The following is a 17,253-nucleotide window of genomic DNA, read 5'->3' on the forward strand; positions in this document are numbered from 1 at the left end:
TAATGGGTTCTAGTGCAAAAATTATTTATTAGTGATATAAACCCTTCACAATATCCGGCTATCATCTGATAAATTCCTCTTTGCGTAAATGATTTACCAGTTATACTACAAAACAGTTGTAACGTATTGCCCTCTCTCCTTACACTAATCCATCTCTTCAATGCATTTTTTTGTATCTTGGGTAATCGGAACTGTTCTCATACGGGACGTTTTTTCGTGCTTCACTAAAATATATGTAACACGCTAAAGGTATATCTTATCATCATTGTATTGCATCATAAAAAACTTTCTCTAAAAATTAAAAGAAAACATAAATAAGCGGCTTGCGCACCAGCATTAATTTCTCAAATGCACGTATCTCCTCTTCATTTCCGCTTATTAACTCTAATTCATTTAACTCTAGCGGACGTTTGTAACCAAACATAATAGTAGATAACGCATTAATATCCATTTGAATCCCTTTTTCTTTTATTGTTTCTTCTTTAATGATTGTTATTTCATGATTTAAAAGTCGAACCGATATGTTATTCCATGGTGCAAATGAATCTGTAATATGTAAAATCACTTCTTGCTGCTGATCATTCCAGTTTAATTCATATTGATTAAAGAACTGTTCTACATCTACAATTCGAGCCATGAAGTAAGGTGAAACTTCAGCTTTTATTCGCGGTTCTTGTAACATATAAGGCAGTGGCTCTGTTTCACTTATGATCATTTCAAGTTCTTTGATCATAGAATCATGTTGACAAATGAAGTTCCAAAGGCCATTTCTTGCTTCATTATGTAAAGGAACGAACTCTTCTACTGTCATTTTAGAGTTTTCTATTTTATATAAAATGTAACCAGTAGGATTCTTATCTTCATCGTAGTAAATAGCCAATGTTAAATCATGATATACTGCTTGTAACCACCATTTACGGCCGCGAACTAACATACCAGAAAAACGCTCTGCAAATGTTTCATATAATTTTTCTACTTCTTCTATACTCTGGATACGTTGCTACCCCTGCAACACCACCCATTTTAAACTTTTCTTTCCCCATATAAATATGAAAAGGAATTAAGTGTAACTTTGCAGCTAACTCCTCTCCTTTTGTAATGCCATATATTTGATGGCTTTCCTTCATTCGTGTAAGTTGTTGCTGTTTTACTTGTTCCTCGCTTGCTTTATATTGAAAAACATATTCTGATAAGTTTAACGCTTCTCTGAATTTATCTTCTGTTAATTGTATGACGTTCATATATTTCTCCTCTCATTCCCCTATATACATTCAACATTATATTTTAAAATCCTACATATATAAATAAAGAAGCAGATGCATAATGCATCTGCCTCTCATCATATTATTCAGCTAATTTTTGAAGCTCTTCAAAAAATGTAGGGTATGATACTCCTACTGCTTCTGCATCTTCAATAACTGTTTTGCCTTCAGCTAAACAACCAGCAATCGCAAGCATCATCCCAATACGATGATCCCCATGACTATGTACTGTATTTCCTTTTAACTTAGATTTACCGTAAATAATCATCCCATCATCTGTTGCTTCGATATGAGCACCCATCTTCGTTAATTCTGCAACAACTGTATCAATACGATTCGTTTCTTTCACTTTTAACTCATGTGCATCTTTAATAACTGTAACACCTTCTGCTTGTGTTGCAGCTAAAGCGATAATTGGAATTTCATCAATCAGTCTTGGAATGATATCTCCGCCAATTTCAATCCCTTGAAGTGAAGATGTTTCAATTGTAATGTTTGCAGCTGGCTCTGATGCTTCTTCGTTAATTGGCTGTACAGTGAATGTAGCAGCCATCTTTGTAAGTACATCTATAATGCCTGTACGAGTCGGATTCATCCCTACATTTTGTAATACAAGCTTACTATTTGGGATAATTGCTCCTGCTACTAAGAAAAATGCCGCTGAAGATACATCGCCTGGAACTTGAATATCCGTTCCTTTTAACTGTTGCCCACCAGCTAGTTTCACTGTTTTTCCTTCACGAGTAACTGTAATGCCAAACGCCTCAAGCATTCTTTCCGTATGGTCTCGTGAAATATGTGGTTCTGTAACAGCTGTTACACCATCTGCACGAAGACCTGCAAGTAAAATAGCGGATTTCACTTGCGCACTTGCTACAGGTGAAGTATATTCAATGGCTTTTAACTCTCCGCCTCGTATTGTAAGTGGCGTGAACGTTCCTTCCTCTCTGCCATCAATTTTTGCACCCATTTGCTTCAGTGGATTTGTTACACGTTTCATTGGCCTTTTCCCAATGGATGAATCCCCTTGTATACAAGAAAGGAATGATGTGTTTGCCAGTATCCCTGACATTAAACGTATCGTCGTACCAGAATTACCAACGTCTAATACTTGTTTTGGTTCTTGTAAACCTTCTAATCCTTTTCCGATTACAGTTACTTCATCACCATTTTGCGTAATGTCTACTCCCATTTCTTTAAAGCAAGAAATTGTACTTAAACAATCGGCACCTGGTAGAAAGCCTTTAATTGTTGTTTTCCCCTCTGCAATCGCGCCAAACATGACAGCGCGATGCGAAATCGATTTATCGCCAGGGATTGTAATCGTTCCTGTCAATCCGTTATTTATAGGTTGTATTGTTTGTTCTTTCACGTTGTCACTCTCCTTATTAAATCGTTTCATACGTTTGGTAGTCTTCTTTTGCTAGCGCGATTTTTGCCTTCATACGATCTTCTTCCCTTTGGAAACTAATTCGTAACACTCCAAGCAATCCTTCTCGCGCTTCTAATATTTGCAAATTCGTAATACTAATTTCTTCTTGTGCAAGAATACTCGTAATATGAGCTAATGCCCCGACTTTATCTAAAACATCGACGTATAAGTCGTGATAGGCCGGAATTGCTCCTCTTTTCCGAACTGGTAAAGAGTCACGGTATTCTTTCGCATCTGCAAAATAGCTTTGTATTTCTCCTGCATCTCCTTTGGAAACCGTCTTATATAGTTCTTCCATTTCTGAGATCCATTCTTCTAATAGTTCCAATAAATGCCCGCGATTTTGTTTTACAATATCACTCCACATTTTTGGACTACTTGATGCAATACGTGTAATATCTTTAAAGCCACCTGCAGCTAGTTGATGGATTAATGGATTATCTCCTGCATGTTTCTCAACTTGCTTCACTAGTCCTGCTGCTATAAGGTGCGGAAAATGACTTACAATACCTGTTACATAATCATGTTCTTCCGTATTTAATACGAGAAAATGAGAACCTGTTCCTTTTAACCATTCTTTTAGTTCTTCTACTCGCTCGTCCATTACGTGTTTCATCGGTGTTAAGATGTAAAATGCATTTTCAAACAAATGCGCCTTCGCACTTTCGACTCCAGTTTTATGAGAGCCTGCCATCGGATGTCCTCCGATAAAAGAAACTTTCTTTGATAATATAGCTTCCGCTTCATTCATGATTGTTCCTTTCGTACTCCCTACATCTGTAACGATTACATCTTCACGTAAATGAAATGATGCGAGCTGACGCAATAATTTTTTTGTTTCTTCAACTGGAGAGGCAAAAATGATTAATTCCGCCTCTTCACAAGCTGTTTGTAAATCTATCGCAATCTCATCAACTACATGTAGTTCTTTTGCACGTTCTACTTGTTCTTTGTAAATGTCATAACCAGTTATACTTACACCGTGTTCTCTTTTAATTGCTAATGCGAGAGAGCCTCCTATTAATCCTGTACCAATTAATACAACTTTTCTACACATTTGCCTCATCTCGAGACTTATGTTTTCTATTTATAAAGTGTTGTTTTAACACTGAAATCACTCCCTCATTTTGTTCCCTCGTTCCGATTGTAATGCGGACGCCATTTGGGAACGGACGAATAATAAAGCCAGCGTGCGCACAAATTTCATAAATTTCCCCAGCATCCTCTACTGGTAAAAAGATAAAGTTTGTTTGAGATGGATAAAACGGGATCTCGTTTTCTTTACAAAAACTTTCATATTGTTGTAATCCCTCTTCATTTACACGTACTATTTCTTCAATAAATGCTTGATCGTTCCAAGCGATCGTTGCTGCTTTTTGCGCTAATGAAGATACATTAAACGGCAGGCGAACGACATTTAATTTCTCAATTAGTTCTTCTCGTCCAACTGCATAACCTATACGGAATGAAGCTAAGCCGTATGCTTTCGAAAATGTTCGAAGTATAAGCAGATTTTTATGCTTGTTCAAAAGCGGTATTGTTTCTGGGAAGTCTTCCGCTGTTACATATTCATAATACGCTTCATCGATGACAATTAACGTTTCTTCACTAATTCCAGCAATAAATTGATTTAATTTTCGCTCATCAATATATGTGCCTGTCGGATTGTTCGGGTTACAAATCCAAACAATTTTTGTATGATCATCAATTGCTGTAGAGATTTCATCTAAATCATATACGCCATTATTTAGTGGGATTTCTTTCACTTCACATCCTTCAATAATCGCATGATGACGATATTGAGGGAATGTCGCTCCAGCTGTTACAATATTATCTCCCGCTCGGAGCACTGTACGGCTTATCATTTGAATAACTTCATCTAATCCACTTCCGCAAATCACTTGTTCCATTTGAACTTGTAGTTTCTCTGCAATCATTTGGCGGAGTTCCGCCGCCCCTCCGTCCGGATATAGGGCGTGTTCCTGCCAAGATTTTTGTAATTCTTCCATAATGCGCGGCGAACAACCGAATGGATTTTCGTTCGATGCTAATTTCACAAATGAATGATCTCCATATACCTCTTTCATTTGCTCTGGTGATTTACCTGGTTTATACGGTTGTAAAGATGATAGTTGGTCTTTTACTCTCATTCATAATCCATCCTTTTTAAAATTCTTTTGCGTATTTGTTATGCTGTATAATATTTTGCTCAATTAATTCCATACGATCTTTACCGAATTGTTCAACCAATGCATCTGCAAGTTCCCATGCTACAACAGCTTCTGCTACAACACTTGCAGCTGGAACTGCACAACTATCAGATCGTTCGATGCTTGCTTGGAACGATTCTTTCGTATCAATATCTACGCTTGCTAACGGTTTATAAAGGGTAGGGATCGGCTTCATAACGCCTCGTACAACAATCGGCATTCCCGTTGTCATTCCGCCTTCTAAACCACCTGCGTTATTTGTTTTTCTCCCATATCCTTTATCTTCATCCCAAGTAATTTCGTCATGTACCGAGCTTCCTGGCTGTCTTGCAGCTTCAAAGCCAATTCCAATTTCAGCGCCTTTAAATGCATTAATACTCATAATCGCACCGGCAAGTTTTGCATCTAATTTACGGTCGTAATGAACATAGCTTCCAACTCCAATTGGCATACCTTCTGCAATGACTTCTACAATTCCGCCTATTGAATCTCCGCTACTCTTTGCGTTATCAATTAAATCCATCATTTTTTGTTCTACTTCTTTATCTAAACAACGAACAGGTGAGTTTTCTGTAATTGTTTGAATTTCTTCTATCGGTAATTGTCCGATATGATTTGCTTTAATACCGCCAATTTCAAGAACATGTCCTGCAATATCCACACCTAATTCTTTTAAAATTTGTTTTGCTATAGCACCAGCAGCTACGCGAACTGTCGTTTCTCTTGCAGAAGAGCGCTCTAATACGTTTCTTATATCACGATGACCATATTTAATTGCACCATTTAAATCAGCGTGCCCTGGACGTGGTTTTGTAATGGTACGTTTCATTTCTTTACTTTCTTGCTCTGAAATTGGATCTGCCCCCATTACTTTCGTCCAATGTTTGAAATCATCATTTTTAACGATTAACGTAATTGGTGAGCCGAGTGTCATTCCGTGACGCACACCACTTACAATCTCTACTGTATCTGTTTCAATTTGCATGCGTCTTCCACGCCCGTGCCCTTTTTGTCTTCTTAATAATTCCTTATTAATATGTTCCGCTGTTAACGATAATCCTGCTGGCACACCTTCTAAAATAACAGTTAACTGTGGACCATGTGATTCTCCGGCTGTAATATATCTCATTTCTCTTACCCCTTTATTATTTTTTTGTACAAAAAAGTCCCTACTGAGCGCTCAGTAGGGACGATATTTATCGCGGTACCACCCTAGTTGTAGACTACCTTTCGTCTACCTCTCTTCTCTGTTAACGATCTTTCCGACCGTCTTTCCCTTCATAAAGACCATTCACCTTTACTACGAGAAAGATGCTCTAAGGCTGTAATTCATGCTTATCTTTGCACTGATTCGCACCGACCATCAGCTCTCTATTAGCAGTGAGATAAGCACTACTGTTTCCTTTTCAATGCATATTTATATGGAATTAAGATAATTTGTTTTTGAATCCTTTTAACTCTTCCATGAATTTATGGAACTCTGGAATATCCATTTGTTGTGCAGAATCAGATAATGCAACTGCTGGATCTGGATGTACTTCTGCCATTACTGCATCTGCTCCAATTGCTAATGCCGCTTTCGCTGTTGGTAATAATAAGTCTCTGCGGCCAGTTGAATGTGTTACGTCAACAACAACTGGTAAATGTGTTTCTTTCTTTAAAATCGGTACTGCTGAAATATCTAACGTGTTACGCGTCGCTCTCTCGTATGTGCGGATACCACGCTCACATAATATGATTTGGTCATTTCCTTGTGCAATAATGTATTCCGCTGCGTTAATGAACTCATCAATTGTTGCTGCTAAACCACGTTTTAATAATACTGGTTTATTTACTTTACCTACTGCTCTTAGTAAATCGAAGTTTTGCATATTACGTGCTCCAACTTGGATTACATCAACGTAATCAAGAGCCATTTCCACATCATTCGGATTTAAAATTTCACTAATAATCGCTAAATCGAATTCATCAGCCACTTGACGTAAAATTTGTAAACCTTCAACTCCTAAACCTTGGAAATCATATGGAGATGTTCTCGGTTTGAAAGCACCGCCGCGCATTAGTTTTAATCCTTGTGCTTTCATCGCTTGCCCTACTTGGCGAACTTGCTCTAAGCTTTCTACAGCACAAGGTCCCATGATGAATGTTTGTGTTCCGTTGCCTAACAATTCACCTTTTACATCAACAATTGTATTTTCTTTTTTCTTTTTACGTGAAACAAGTAACGCTTTACGATTATCATCTTCTTGCAATTCTAAGCTCGCTTTGAAGATTGTTTTGAAAATGTGCTGAATTGTAGATGTTTCAAATGGTCCTTCGTTATGCTCTGCAAGCATATCTAGTACTTCACGCTCACGTACTGGATCAAAGCGTTTCGTACCTTGCACTTGCTTTTGTTCTCCGATTTTTTGAACAATCTTACCTCGTTCATTTAAAAGTTCTAATAGTTGTAAATTGATTTCGTCCACCTGTTTACGTAATTGTTCTAATTCATGGTTTGCCATTTTAAAGTCCTCCTCAAATGTTTTAAAAGTATAGTAAGAGAATGGAAAATTCTCTATTTTCTGAACTACCAAGCCACAAAAACTTATTCTGAAATCGATATCGCCTTTTCTGTGTACAAAAAATCCCTACTGATCTATTCAGTAGGGACGATATTTATCGCGGTACCACCCTAGTTGTAGACTACTTACGTCTACCTCTCTTCATTGTTAACGATCTTCTGACCGTCTTTCCCTTCATAAAGACATATCATCTTTACTACGAAAAAGATGCTCCAGGACTGTAATTCGCACTTGTTTTTGTACTGGTTCGCACCAACCACCAGCTCTCTGTAACAGGGAAACAACTACTACTCCTTTTCCTTTCACCGCATGTTTATTTCATTTTCAATTTGGACCACAAAAATACAAAAAGTCCCTACTGATCCAATCAGTAGGGACGATATTTATCGCGGTACCACCCTAGTTGTAGACTACTTACGCCTACCTCTCTTCACTGTTAACGATCAATTGACCGCTCTTCCTTCATAAAGAACATATGTCTTTAATCCAAAAAAGATGCTCCAAGACTGTAATTCATGATTATCCCTGTACTGATTCACACCAACCATCAGCTCTCTGTAACAGTAAGATCAACCACTACTGTGATCCCTTCATTGCACTTTGTTTATTCAAATGTTTTTGAAATTGAATGAGTATGATTCGTATTATAGAATGCTTTTTCAAATACTGTCAACCACTTTTTATTTATTTTTTAAAATTCCGCTCTCGCCTTATAATTCTTCTTGTACATTTGCCATTACAATTCCGATACGAATCATTTCATTTTGAATTAAAATCAATACATGCTCCTCTACTTCAGCAGCTACTAATAATTCTTTTATTTGTATGATTTCATTTTCAAACGAATATGCTTCTTGGAGTGTTTGAAGTATTACAAAAAACACTTTTGCATACGCTTCCGCGTAATATTTCAAGCTTTCTTTTTTTTCAAGAATCGCCTCAAACAACTGCCGTAATTCTGCTTGTTTATACTGTTCTTGCTGAAGTGGGAATTGACTAAGAATGACCAACAATCCCTTTTCTACAATTTCATCCATACTTAAAATAAAACGTATAAACATGACATACTCTCTGCCTGTTATAATACTCATTTTCGGACGCTCTCTTAAAAATCCACCGAGCCACGCTGTCCAAAATTTTTGCTGTTCTCTCACACTTAACGTTTTTACGTAATAACGTAAATGCTCCATGAACTTAATTTTATCGTCTTCATTTCCTTGCATAAATAGTGGATATAACCAATCTGTTTTCTGTTCCCAATACAGTACACATTTAATAAACACAAAGCTAATCCACTTTAAAAACACTTCTTTTGTATGCGGATGCAATACATATAAATGCTCCACTGCATACTTAATATATCGATTCATCTCTGTAAATAACGGTAAATTGATTTGCGTATAACATAGTCCTGCCCAAGCATATTTCGTCAGTTCATTTTCTTTTTTTAAATCTAAATAAGGTAAAAGATATTTTTTGCACCATTGTTTTTCAAGATGGTAAAGAAATGTTATATCCGCTGTTAATCGAGCAAACATAAAGTTTGTACGCTGGGAAGCAATTCTCACCTGCTCTTCAAATAAAAATAAATATTCATAAATATTACGGTCATATAAATGATCGTATGCTAAAAGCTTTAATAATACCGCGGTCATTTTCCCTACAGGATGTTGAATGGATTCATTGTAAAAGTCATTTTTTCCTAACTGAAAGTTCGCGTCGCCTTTCATGACCTGCGGAAACATAGAGAAAGCAAAACGCTTTACAATTCGTATGCCATTCTCCTCTAGTTCCTCTAATCGATTACTAATCTCATATAAAAAACTACTAATTAGCCAATGAAAAGCATCATTTCGCACAAACCTTTGCAATAGTGGAATAATTTTTTGTATTTGTTGGTTTGTTAACTTACGATTATTTCTCCATTCCCTAATACAAACAAACCAAACTTCATTACTTACTTCATTCACACCTACTAATTGATACGCAAAGGAAATGCTCCACTCCGTGTTCAACTTACATGCCTTTGATAACATTTCTAAAAAGTGTCGTTGTTCAAAAACACCGTCCTGAGAAAACAACATCACTTGTTTCATGATTTTATCGTCTTTTAGCTGTAATAACCCATCAGCTGTTACGTTACATGTAATACTTTGCTCAATAGGCTCTTTCTTTTTCTCCTTATATCGATTCGAAGAAAAGTGAGGATGTTTCTGTTTCATTAAACGATGCGCTTCTACTGTGCACTTACTATTGCGATCGCACATGTACAATAAATCTAATACGAAACAAGCATCAAACGCTCTCTCCTCTACGAGATACTCCATCACCTTTTGAAGCACTTCTTGTTTTGTTTTTTCTAAGGAAGCTGCATAATGCTTCTTTAGAAATTGAAATACTTCCTGTTTGTATGTGAAATCTAAAAGTAAGTTGTGCTGTAACAGCCATTTTAGCTTTTCATCGACAGTCGCAAATGCATTTTTACTCATCGCTTCAATCGCAATTCTCTTTTGCAATATACTATCCGTTCCAATCATCTGCGTAATATAGTAGGTCGCCTTATCTTCATTATTTTCACATAAATAGGTAAGGCACTCTTTTACAATTTCAATTAAAAATGTAAAATCTTTCGGTTGTAAATTAACATCTGAAAATTCCATCAAATTATAAATGGTACTATCTCTTTTTTCGAGTGCAGCCTGTCTTAACGATAGCGTTTGAATCTTTTCTAATCCGATAATCATAATTGGATCTGCGTAATAGGAAATATGCGGTTTCATTTTCTCATCCCAAACTTGTTGTACATGTGAAAATACAGGCACTGGAAGGCGACTAGATTCCTCTAATTCAATAGATTCTTGTGTATCATTTTCCCCCCTTCTTACACGCTTCAATTTAATTTTCCCATCCAAAATAAATGTTAATAACAATACACTAATTTCCTTATGTTCTGGAAAAGAACATTTATGTAATAAATATGAGATTTTTTCTATAGAACTACTATTATTTTCGGCTGTTTCTAATAGCAGCAATGTCCATTTTGCAAATAATAAAGGTTCCATCGTTTCTTTCGTTTCGTTCAAATATGTACAAATTGTTCTCCATAGCAACGGAGATAGTTTCGATTGATTTTTAAAAATCAATTGAAATAACTCTTTTTGATGACTGAAAAGAAAGTGTCCAACAAGCCACTCTGCAAGCAATTCATCCACTTCATCATAATTTGAGGTAAGTAAAAATAAATTTTGTAGTTTTCCCTCTGCTTCAAGCCATTCTACCCATTCGTAATCACGAGCGAATTCTACAAAATACCGCAATGTTTCAATTTTTTTTACAGATTGCTTTATATACGATAATTGTTCCTGTTCTACTGATGGTGGAACTGTTACAATATCACGAATACGCATTCTTTTCGTAATATAATTATCGCCCATTAATTCAGCCCACCGCTTCACTGCTTTGATCAAGGATTGATGATTGTTAGCTTTATTCGGATAGACAATTGGTCTTATTCCTAAATGTTCCCAATGATATGTATTATCCCCTTGTGCAACAAAAGCATATCGTCTTGTACTTGGTGGTAAACCTGTTGCTAAATATTTCATTACTGGGTCGTTATGACTATAGCCAACGAATAAAACCGTATAATTTGAGAATAATTCGACTAAAAATCTTCTCGCCCATCCCTCTGTTAAGTAAGCCCTTCCAAAATCACCATCTGTTAAAATTAAATTTTCCTTTTCTTGCTCTATATTCCCATGTATATAAGCCAAACCTTTAAAGGATCTACCTGTCGGTAGAGCTGGTGCATAATAAATATTTAGCTCTCGATTCATTTCCTTAATTGCAGTCGTAAAATGTTGATCAAAGTTTGTCGTTACAATACGAACATCTGTATCTAATGGAAACAAGCGCGGAATGGCATAATGCAATGGATTTGGTTTTGATTTTTCTATATTAACGAGATCTCTTGCCACTTGATGTACATCTTTCGTCTTCGCAATTTTCCCAAGATAATAATCGTGCGGTTCTGTCATTTCACGTTTTTCAACATATAAAGCTCTCGCAATTTCATCAACTAAATCATCGAAATTTGGTAAGTTCGATTTCCCTTTCATAGAAACTCCTGCTCCAACGAATAGTACAAGTTTCCCTTGCTCAAGATTATCAAATAGTTCATCTGGAATTTCTACTTCTGAAGTAATCCACATTCGGATCCCCCCTTACCTAAAAATGTCATATCTCCTCATTTCACTATAACATTTTTTATTTATATTTTTAATATTTTGACAAGATATTTAACATGAAAAAGTTTTGTCTTTACAAGTATACAATGTATGAACTTCTCATTTTATTGCAAAACTATGTATAAACGGGAGGTGTACACGTTGAACGATATTACTGTAGTGCTTATCAAATTTATATCGTGTATCATTGCTTTTAGTATTGGACTTGCTTTATTTTTCCCTGCAACGCTTGTTCAAATTATTTCCTTCAGTCTCTTTGTAACAATTGTATCTTATATGTTTGTTGATAAAATTATTTTGAATCGAATTGGCAACTCTGCTGCCATCATGACAGATTTTTTATTAACGTATTTAAGCGTGTGGATTTTCGGTAACATTTTATTAGACAACTACATGCAAATCGCATGGGGAAGTATCCTTTCTGCTATCGTCTTTACATTATCAGAAGTATTTGTTCATCGCTTTTCTCACTCGCGCGAACATCGTAACAACGATAATATTCATATTAATCGTCGATTTGCATATGGCACTGAATTTGCAGAAGAACAAAACGTACTGGATAAAGATAAGAAAAAATAAGAAAAAGGACGTCATATGATGGATAATGACGTCCCTTTTCTTATGCTATATCTATGCTTCTATCTTTAAATCTTTTAAAGATAAAACTTCTGCAAATGATCCAAACACTACATTATGATGCTTCACAATATCTTCTGCACGTAACACTTCTGTATCAAACGTACTATGCGCATCACTCACTAATGTTACTTTATGACCCTCACTAAAAGCTCTTCGTGTTGTCGTATCAACACAGCACTGTGTTTGCATTCCTGAAATAATAACATGCTCAATGCCTTTTTCTTGTAAAACTTCGTTTAAATTCGTTTTATTAAATGAATCTGGCGTCGTCTTTTCAACGATACGATCGCCCTCTTGCGGAGCGATCGCAGAATGAACTTCCCAACCAGCTGTACCTTTTTCTAACGGATGATCCTTTGGTCCGTTGTGCCTTACATAAATAACTGGAATATCATTTGAACGACATTCTTGAATAAGTTCTTGCAATGTTTCTAATTAACTTTCCCTCATTATGTACTGGCATTCCTGCTGTATACATACCTGCTTGCACATCAATAACTAACAACGCTTTTTTCATTTCACACAGCTCCCCTTTTCAATATAAGCCTCTACCTATTCGTTATAATGATTTATACTCCATCATCCAACAATCTTCTAATTTCCCTTCATGCAGCTCATGTTCCTTTAATTTTTTCACTTTTTTAAATCCGCATTTTTCATAGCATCGCACTGCCCGTTCATTACTCACTTTCGGATCCATCGCTATTGCTTCAGCACCTAATTTTCCGATAATATATGTAATTGCCCCTTGGACAAGTTCTGTTCCAATTCCTTTTCCCCAATATGTTGATTCGCCAATGAATTGGTCCATCCCCCATACGTTTTGCGGTTCTTTATACCCATATAACTCTTTCCATTCGGAATCAACAGGGTACATTTGTATGTAACCAATCGGCATTTCATCCAATTGTATTAAACATCTTTTTTCATTACTGTTTGGGTTATGAATAAAGTTATCAAGTACTTTTTCTACAGATTGCGGATTATCCCTTCCTTCGTAATACTGTAAAACTTCAGGATCTGTTAACCATTTTGAAATAAGATGTGCATCGTCTTCTATTACGTATCTAACTGATAAATTTTCTTTTTGAAATAACATATGACACCCCCTTGTTATTAATGTTATACCACTTATCTAGTTATAGATCTATAAACAGTTTAATTGTTTATATTTCTTTATTTTTTCTAGAATTTAAATCTTTGATTGCGCCTATTCATACATATGGTAGTAATGTAATGGCAAAAAATGCTGTAAATAGGTTGAATTGTGAAGTTTTATATGGAGCGAACGATTCTGTAAATACATTTGGATTCGTAATTCTTTCAAATAATACCCAATCTCGCTTCCAAAAAGTTCGATATTTTTTATTACTTCCTCCATTTAACAATCTTCCTTTTATTATTCATCACATTGATTATACGCTTAACTCTAATGAATTGTCAAAAAATTCATTTTTTTATTTGCTGCATACCATACTTCCGTCTACATCTTAATTAAAATAAATACTACTATTGTTGGATGATAACGTAATTTTTTCGTAATAAAATAAAAGTAACGAATTATAAATAGGAGGAATTCACATGACTAAATATTATGATTCAAAAGAAGAATTACAAGTGAAAATGAAACACATTGAACAAACCATTCACGAGGTTAAAGCTGCATTTAATAAACATGACGCTGATGAACTTGATCGTCACTTCACTTTACATGCTTCATGGGTAAATGTACTTGGGAGTCGCCTTTCGGGCTGGAAACAAATTAATGATGCTCACAAAACTCTTCTAGCAGGACCGCTCCGCAACTCTTATGCACAGTATGAAGTTGAAGACATTCATTTTATCCGTTCTGATGTAGCTATCGCACACATTAGACAATTCCCAACGACTGCTGAGGGTACCATAATAGAAAATGAACAAGGTAGCCTCGCTCTGTATGTAATGGTTAAAGAAAAAGATACGTGGAAAATTGCATCTGGGCAGAATACATTCGTACAATAAAATTCAGTCATAGTTTCCACTTCTTTAAATAGAATGCCATGTAAACTGGAGGCTAGAAGAAACAATTAGACGGCATAATACGAGAGAAAAACGACATGAATTTGAAGAGAATTTATTGCGTGAATGGTATAATCCGCACGATATTATCGAGGTTAGTAGCGAAACTATTTTTACAGATAATATAACGCAAAAAAATATTTAATGTGATTCTTAACGATGTTACACAACAAAAATAAGACTGACACATTATGTCAGTCTTATTTTGGCTCAAAATGAAAATACCAATAAATCGCAATTTCATCAGTTTGCTCATTTATCCCTTTATAAACAAGATAATCAAAACCACCAATTACAAATCCGCATTTTTCATAAAACTTACACGCTGCCACATTATTGTTTTGTGTTTCAAGCATAATCCCGGGCATTTCGCCATCTTTTGCCCAGAGCTTTGCTTGTTCAACTAATTTTCTTCCAATACCAAGTGTTCGATATTCCTTATCCACTTTTATATCTTCTATGTAGGCATAACGGTTCCAATTCTTTTTCAATACCATTACACCAACGATTTGGTTATGTAAGAGTGCTATGTAAATTACTTGATTTGGATTATTAATATATTCATTATACGCTAGTTCTTCATCTTTATTATATCGATCTTCTACATAACTTTTTTCATAGCTAGGTACTTCTTCCACTGTATATTCTATTCGATGATTTACTTTCGAAACAAAAAGAACCAGCTGAGCATTCACTGTAAAACTATCATCAATCTCAGGAAAATTGTAGAAATCATTCATTTCTAACTTTCTAATCAAAAGGCTCATCATTTTCTCCTTTTTGTATAGTTTCATACTACTCTTATTTATACTAAACAGTGATCGCAATTCCTGCCAGAAATAAACTTACGATTGCTAAAAAAGGTGTACCCACAATAGTCCCTCTTAAATGAAACATATAATCTTTATATCCTTTCATACCTTCTGTACTAGGAATAACAACAAACCGCGGGGTTATCCAGCAAAAGATAAGCCAATCGATTATAAATAAGTCTACTAAATTGAAAATCATTAAAATTCCAAAAGTATGTAAGTAGGCCTCAATAAACAACAATTTTTCATGTTGATGTAGTAGAAATGTAGAAACAAAAGGCGTTCCAAATAAAATTATATTGTATAAAACACCAAAATACATTGTTTGCTTTTTTTCATTAATCGTTTTCGGAAAAACTACTTTTTGAATATCTTTCGGATAATCATTTAACCAAAGGCGAGGATTATAATATAAAGACCCTAAAATCATAATGGATAGTACAATAGACATAATAACACCAACAAGGATCATTTGCTCAAATTGACTCATAAATCTCATTCCCTCCTTATCCGTAATTACTATATAGGCAATCCACTTAATTACACATTGTATGTATGTAATCACCCAAAAATTAACAAACACCTTTATTAAAAACTTTTTCATTTTTATATACAAATAGATTTCTCCTCATATCCACTCTTATTTCTTGCATTATTAGTTCAAATTTAATAAAGTGAAAATCTACTTAGTGTTGTTCATCTTTGCTAATGATTAGACAGTACATACTTGTTTACATGTACATAAGGATAGGATCGGTGAAACGAATGAAAATCGAACATATAGCTATTTGGGTAAATGATTTAGAATTAATGCGTACTTTCTATACAAAGTACTTTAATGGAACGGCAAACTCTTTATATCATAACGAAGTAAAACAATTCGAATCTTATTTTATTACTTTCGAATCTGGTGCACGACTTGAAATTATGCGCAAGAAAGGTATAGAAAACGAGCCTAATCTTAATATTACTGGCTATGCACATATGGCTTTCTCTGTTGGAAGTGAGGAGAAAGTAAATGAACTAACAAAAACTTTAAAAGAAGCTGGATATGCTGTATTAAATGGACCACGTTTCACTGGAGATGGCTATTATGAGAGTGTAATAAGCGATCCAGAAGGAAATCAAATAGAAATAACGATTTAACTATCGTTTATCTTTTCTGAATAACAAATGAAGACTCGTTTGGAGGAAGAATATGCATAAGCTACATTTCAAAAAATTTGAAGCAATAGATTTTAAGCACTACTTCCAACTCGTATCAAATGAACAAGTCATGGCACAAATTACCGAGCGTACCATTCCATTAGAAGAAGCACAAAGCGACTATGAAAGATTATTAAAACGCAATGAAACACATAAACTATTTGGATCTTACAAAGTTTATGACTGTGCTACGAATGAATTTATCGGACTTGGGCATGTAACAGTAAATAAGGATGATAAAAATGAAGCTGAACTTGGCTATATGATTTTGTCAGAGCATTGGGGAAAAAGGTATGGTAGTACTATCGCAAAGGAATTAATCGAAATAGCAAAACAAACAAAAGCAAACACGCTAAAAGCGATTATTGATCCTAATAATATCCCCTCTCGTAAAATATTAATTAACCTCGGTTTTACATCTGAGAAAGTTTGTGAGATTGATGGACTTCCTGGAGAAATCTTAAGTAAGTCTATTTAAAATAATATATATACAATTTTTAAAGGCAATACTACTCTTACACTCACAGTAGTATTGCCTTTCATTTTTTAAAATTATAAAAACCCCTTTTGTCTTTGCACAATATGATTTATTAATCTTTTATTTCGTCTACTACACTATGAACTAAAGAGACAAGAGCTCGCTTTGTATCCTCGTCTATTACTTTCGCATCATCACTAAATTTAGTACGCACAGATGGGATTAATAACGAGCCATTTTGAACGACAATTGTATCTAGCATACCTAACGTAAGTAATAAAGATTCATGAGCTTTATCCCCTCCAGCAATCGATGGTGAAGCTGTTATAATAGCCACTGGTTTTT

At 35.1% G+C, this 17,253-nt stretch carries 12 protein-coding genes, 6 pseudogenes and 3 other annotated features; of the genes and pseudogenes, 5 read left to right on the forward strand and 13 right to left on the reverse strand.

The window, feature by feature from the left end; genetic code table 11:
* Positions 1–298: 298 nt before the first annotated feature.
* The 7 genes and pseudogenes from DJ93_RS26815 to DJ93_RS26845 all read right to left on the reverse strand — a co-directional run bounded on the left by DJ93_RS26815 (position 299) and on the right by DJ93_RS26845 (position 11,708).
* Positions 299–1,241 (reverse strand): annotated as a pseudogene (locus DJ93_RS26815) (GNAT family N-acetyltransferase).
* A 103-nt stretch (positions 1,242–1,344) separates the two neighbouring features.
* Positions 1,345–2,634, reverse strand: coding sequence for a 3-phosphoshikimate 1-carboxyvinyltransferase (gene aroA, locus DJ93_RS26820; RefSeq protein ID WP_042984070.1), 1,290 nt, complete (start codon positions 2,632–2,634; stop codon positions 1,345–1,347).
* A 16-nt stretch (positions 2,635–2,650) separates the two neighbouring features.
* Positions 2,651–3,751, reverse strand: a complete 1,101-nt coding sequence (tyrA, locus tag DJ93_RS26825; RefSeq protein WP_042984071.1) for a prephenate dehydrogenase — start codon at positions 3,749–3,751, stop codon at positions 2,651–2,653.
* Positions 3,744–4,844, reverse strand: coding sequence for a histidinol-phosphate transaminase (gene hisC / locus DJ93_RS26830; RefSeq protein WP_042984072.1), 1,101 nt, complete (start codon positions 4,842–4,844; stop codon positions 3,744–3,746). Before hisC ends, tyrA begins: the two co-directional genes overlap by 8 nt.
* A gap of 16 nt (positions 4,845–4,860) precedes the next feature.
* The gene (gene aroC, locus DJ93_RS26835; protein ID WP_042984073.1) at positions 4,861–6,033 is read right to left on the reverse strand and encodes a chorismate synthase; all 1,173 of its coding nucleotides are present in this window, start codon (positions 6,031–6,033) and stop codon (positions 4,861–4,863) included.
* A 53-nt stretch (positions 6,034–6,086) separates the two neighbouring features.
* Positions 6,087–6,323 (reverse strand) — a binding site (T-box leader).
* An 8-nt stretch (positions 6,324–6,331) separates the two neighbouring features.
* Positions 6,332–7,408: a bifunctional 3-deoxy-7-phosphoheptulonate synthase/chorismate mutase gene (locus DJ93_RS26840; RefSeq protein ID WP_042984074.1), complete on the reverse strand. Its 1,077-nt coding sequence runs from the start codon at positions 7,406–7,408 to the stop codon at positions 6,332–6,334.
* 140 nt (positions 7,409–7,548) lie between these two features.
* Positions 7,549–7,783, reverse strand: a binding site (T-box leader).
* Between the two features lie 54 nt (positions 7,784–7,837).
* Positions 7,838–8,071: a binding site (T-box leader), on the reverse strand.
* A 107-nt stretch (positions 8,072–8,178) separates the two neighbouring features.
* A pseudogene (locus DJ93_RS26845) lies at positions 8,179–11,708 on the reverse strand (DUF4020 domain-containing protein).
* 148 nt (positions 11,709–11,856) lie between these two features.
* On the opposite strand from DJ93_RS26845, the gene DJ93_RS26850 reads away from it, so the two are divergent.
* Positions 11,857–12,294 (forward strand): YndM family protein, encoded by a 438-nt coding sequence (locus DJ93_RS26850; protein ID WP_042984076.1) that lies wholly within the window; start codon positions 11,857–11,859, stop codon positions 12,292–12,294.
* Positions 12,295–12,345: 51 nt separating this feature from the next.
* Here DJ93_RS26850 and DJ93_RS26855 read toward each other — a convergent pair.
* From DJ93_RS26855 to DJ93_RS34500, 3 genes and pseudogenes are all read right to left on the reverse strand, one after another.
* A pseudogene (locus tag DJ93_RS26855) lies at positions 12,346–12,871 on the reverse strand (cysteine hydrolase family protein).
* Between the two features lie 42 nt (positions 12,872–12,913).
* On the reverse strand, positions 12,914–13,453 hold the full coding sequence (locus tag DJ93_RS26860) for a GNAT family N-acetyltransferase (RefSeq protein ID WP_042984077.1): 540 nt from the start codon (positions 13,451–13,453) through the stop codon (positions 12,914–12,916).
* A gap of 115 nt (positions 13,454–13,568) precedes the next feature.
* Positions 13,569–13,682, reverse strand: a pseudogene (locus DJ93_RS34500) (YfzA family protein); the annotation flags it as partial.
* 253 nt (positions 13,683–13,935) lie between these two features.
* Between DJ93_RS34500 and DJ93_RS26870 the strand changes: the two are divergent.
* A complete protein-coding gene (locus tag DJ93_RS26870) occupies positions 13,936–14,355 on the forward strand; it encodes an SgcJ/EcaC family oxidoreductase (RefSeq protein WP_042984078.1) in 420 nt (139 codons plus the stop codon).
* 52 nt (positions 14,356–14,407) lie between these two features.
* Positions 14,408–14,591 (forward strand): annotated as a pseudogene (locus DJ93_RS33430) (P-loop NTPase family protein); the annotation flags it as partial.
* Positions 14,592–14,612: 21 nt separating this feature from the next.
* On the opposite strand, the gene satA reads toward DJ93_RS33430, so the two are convergent.
* Together satA and DJ93_RS26885 are read right to left on the reverse strand one after the other, a co-directional pair.
* Positions 14,613–15,179 (reverse strand): streptothricin N-acetyltransferase SatA, encoded by a 567-nt coding sequence (gene satA / locus DJ93_RS26880; protein WP_042984079.1) that lies wholly within the window; start codon positions 15,177–15,179, stop codon positions 14,613–14,615.
* Between the two features lie 43 nt (positions 15,180–15,222).
* On the reverse strand, positions 15,223–15,714 hold the full coding sequence (locus tag DJ93_RS26885; protein ID WP_042984409.1) for a hypothetical protein: 492 nt from the start codon (positions 15,712–15,714) through the stop codon (positions 15,223–15,225).
* A 275-nt stretch (positions 15,715–15,989) separates the two neighbouring features.
* Between DJ93_RS26885 and DJ93_RS26890 the strand changes: the two genes are divergently transcribed.
* Together DJ93_RS26890 and DJ93_RS26895 are read left to right on the forward strand one after the other, a co-directional pair.
* A complete protein-coding gene (locus DJ93_RS26890) occupies positions 15,990–16,370 on the forward strand; it encodes a VOC family protein (RefSeq protein ID WP_042984410.1) in 381 nt (126 codons plus the stop codon).
* A 52-nt stretch (positions 16,371–16,422) separates the two neighbouring features.
* Positions 16,423–16,908, forward strand: coding sequence for a GNAT family N-acetyltransferase (locus DJ93_RS26895; protein WP_042984080.1), 486 nt, complete (start codon positions 16,423–16,425; stop codon positions 16,906–16,908).
* A gap of 112 nt (positions 16,909–17,020) precedes the next feature.
* On the opposite strand, the pseudogene DJ93_RS26900 reads toward DJ93_RS26895, so the two are convergent.
* A pseudogene (locus DJ93_RS26900) lies at positions 17,021–17,253 on the reverse strand (flavoprotein); the annotation flags it as partial.

The sequence above is a fragment of the Bacillus clarus genome, from assembly GCF_000746925.1.
GTDB lineage: Bacteria > Bacillota > Bacilli > Bacillales > Bacillaceae_G > Bacillus_A > Bacillus_A clarus.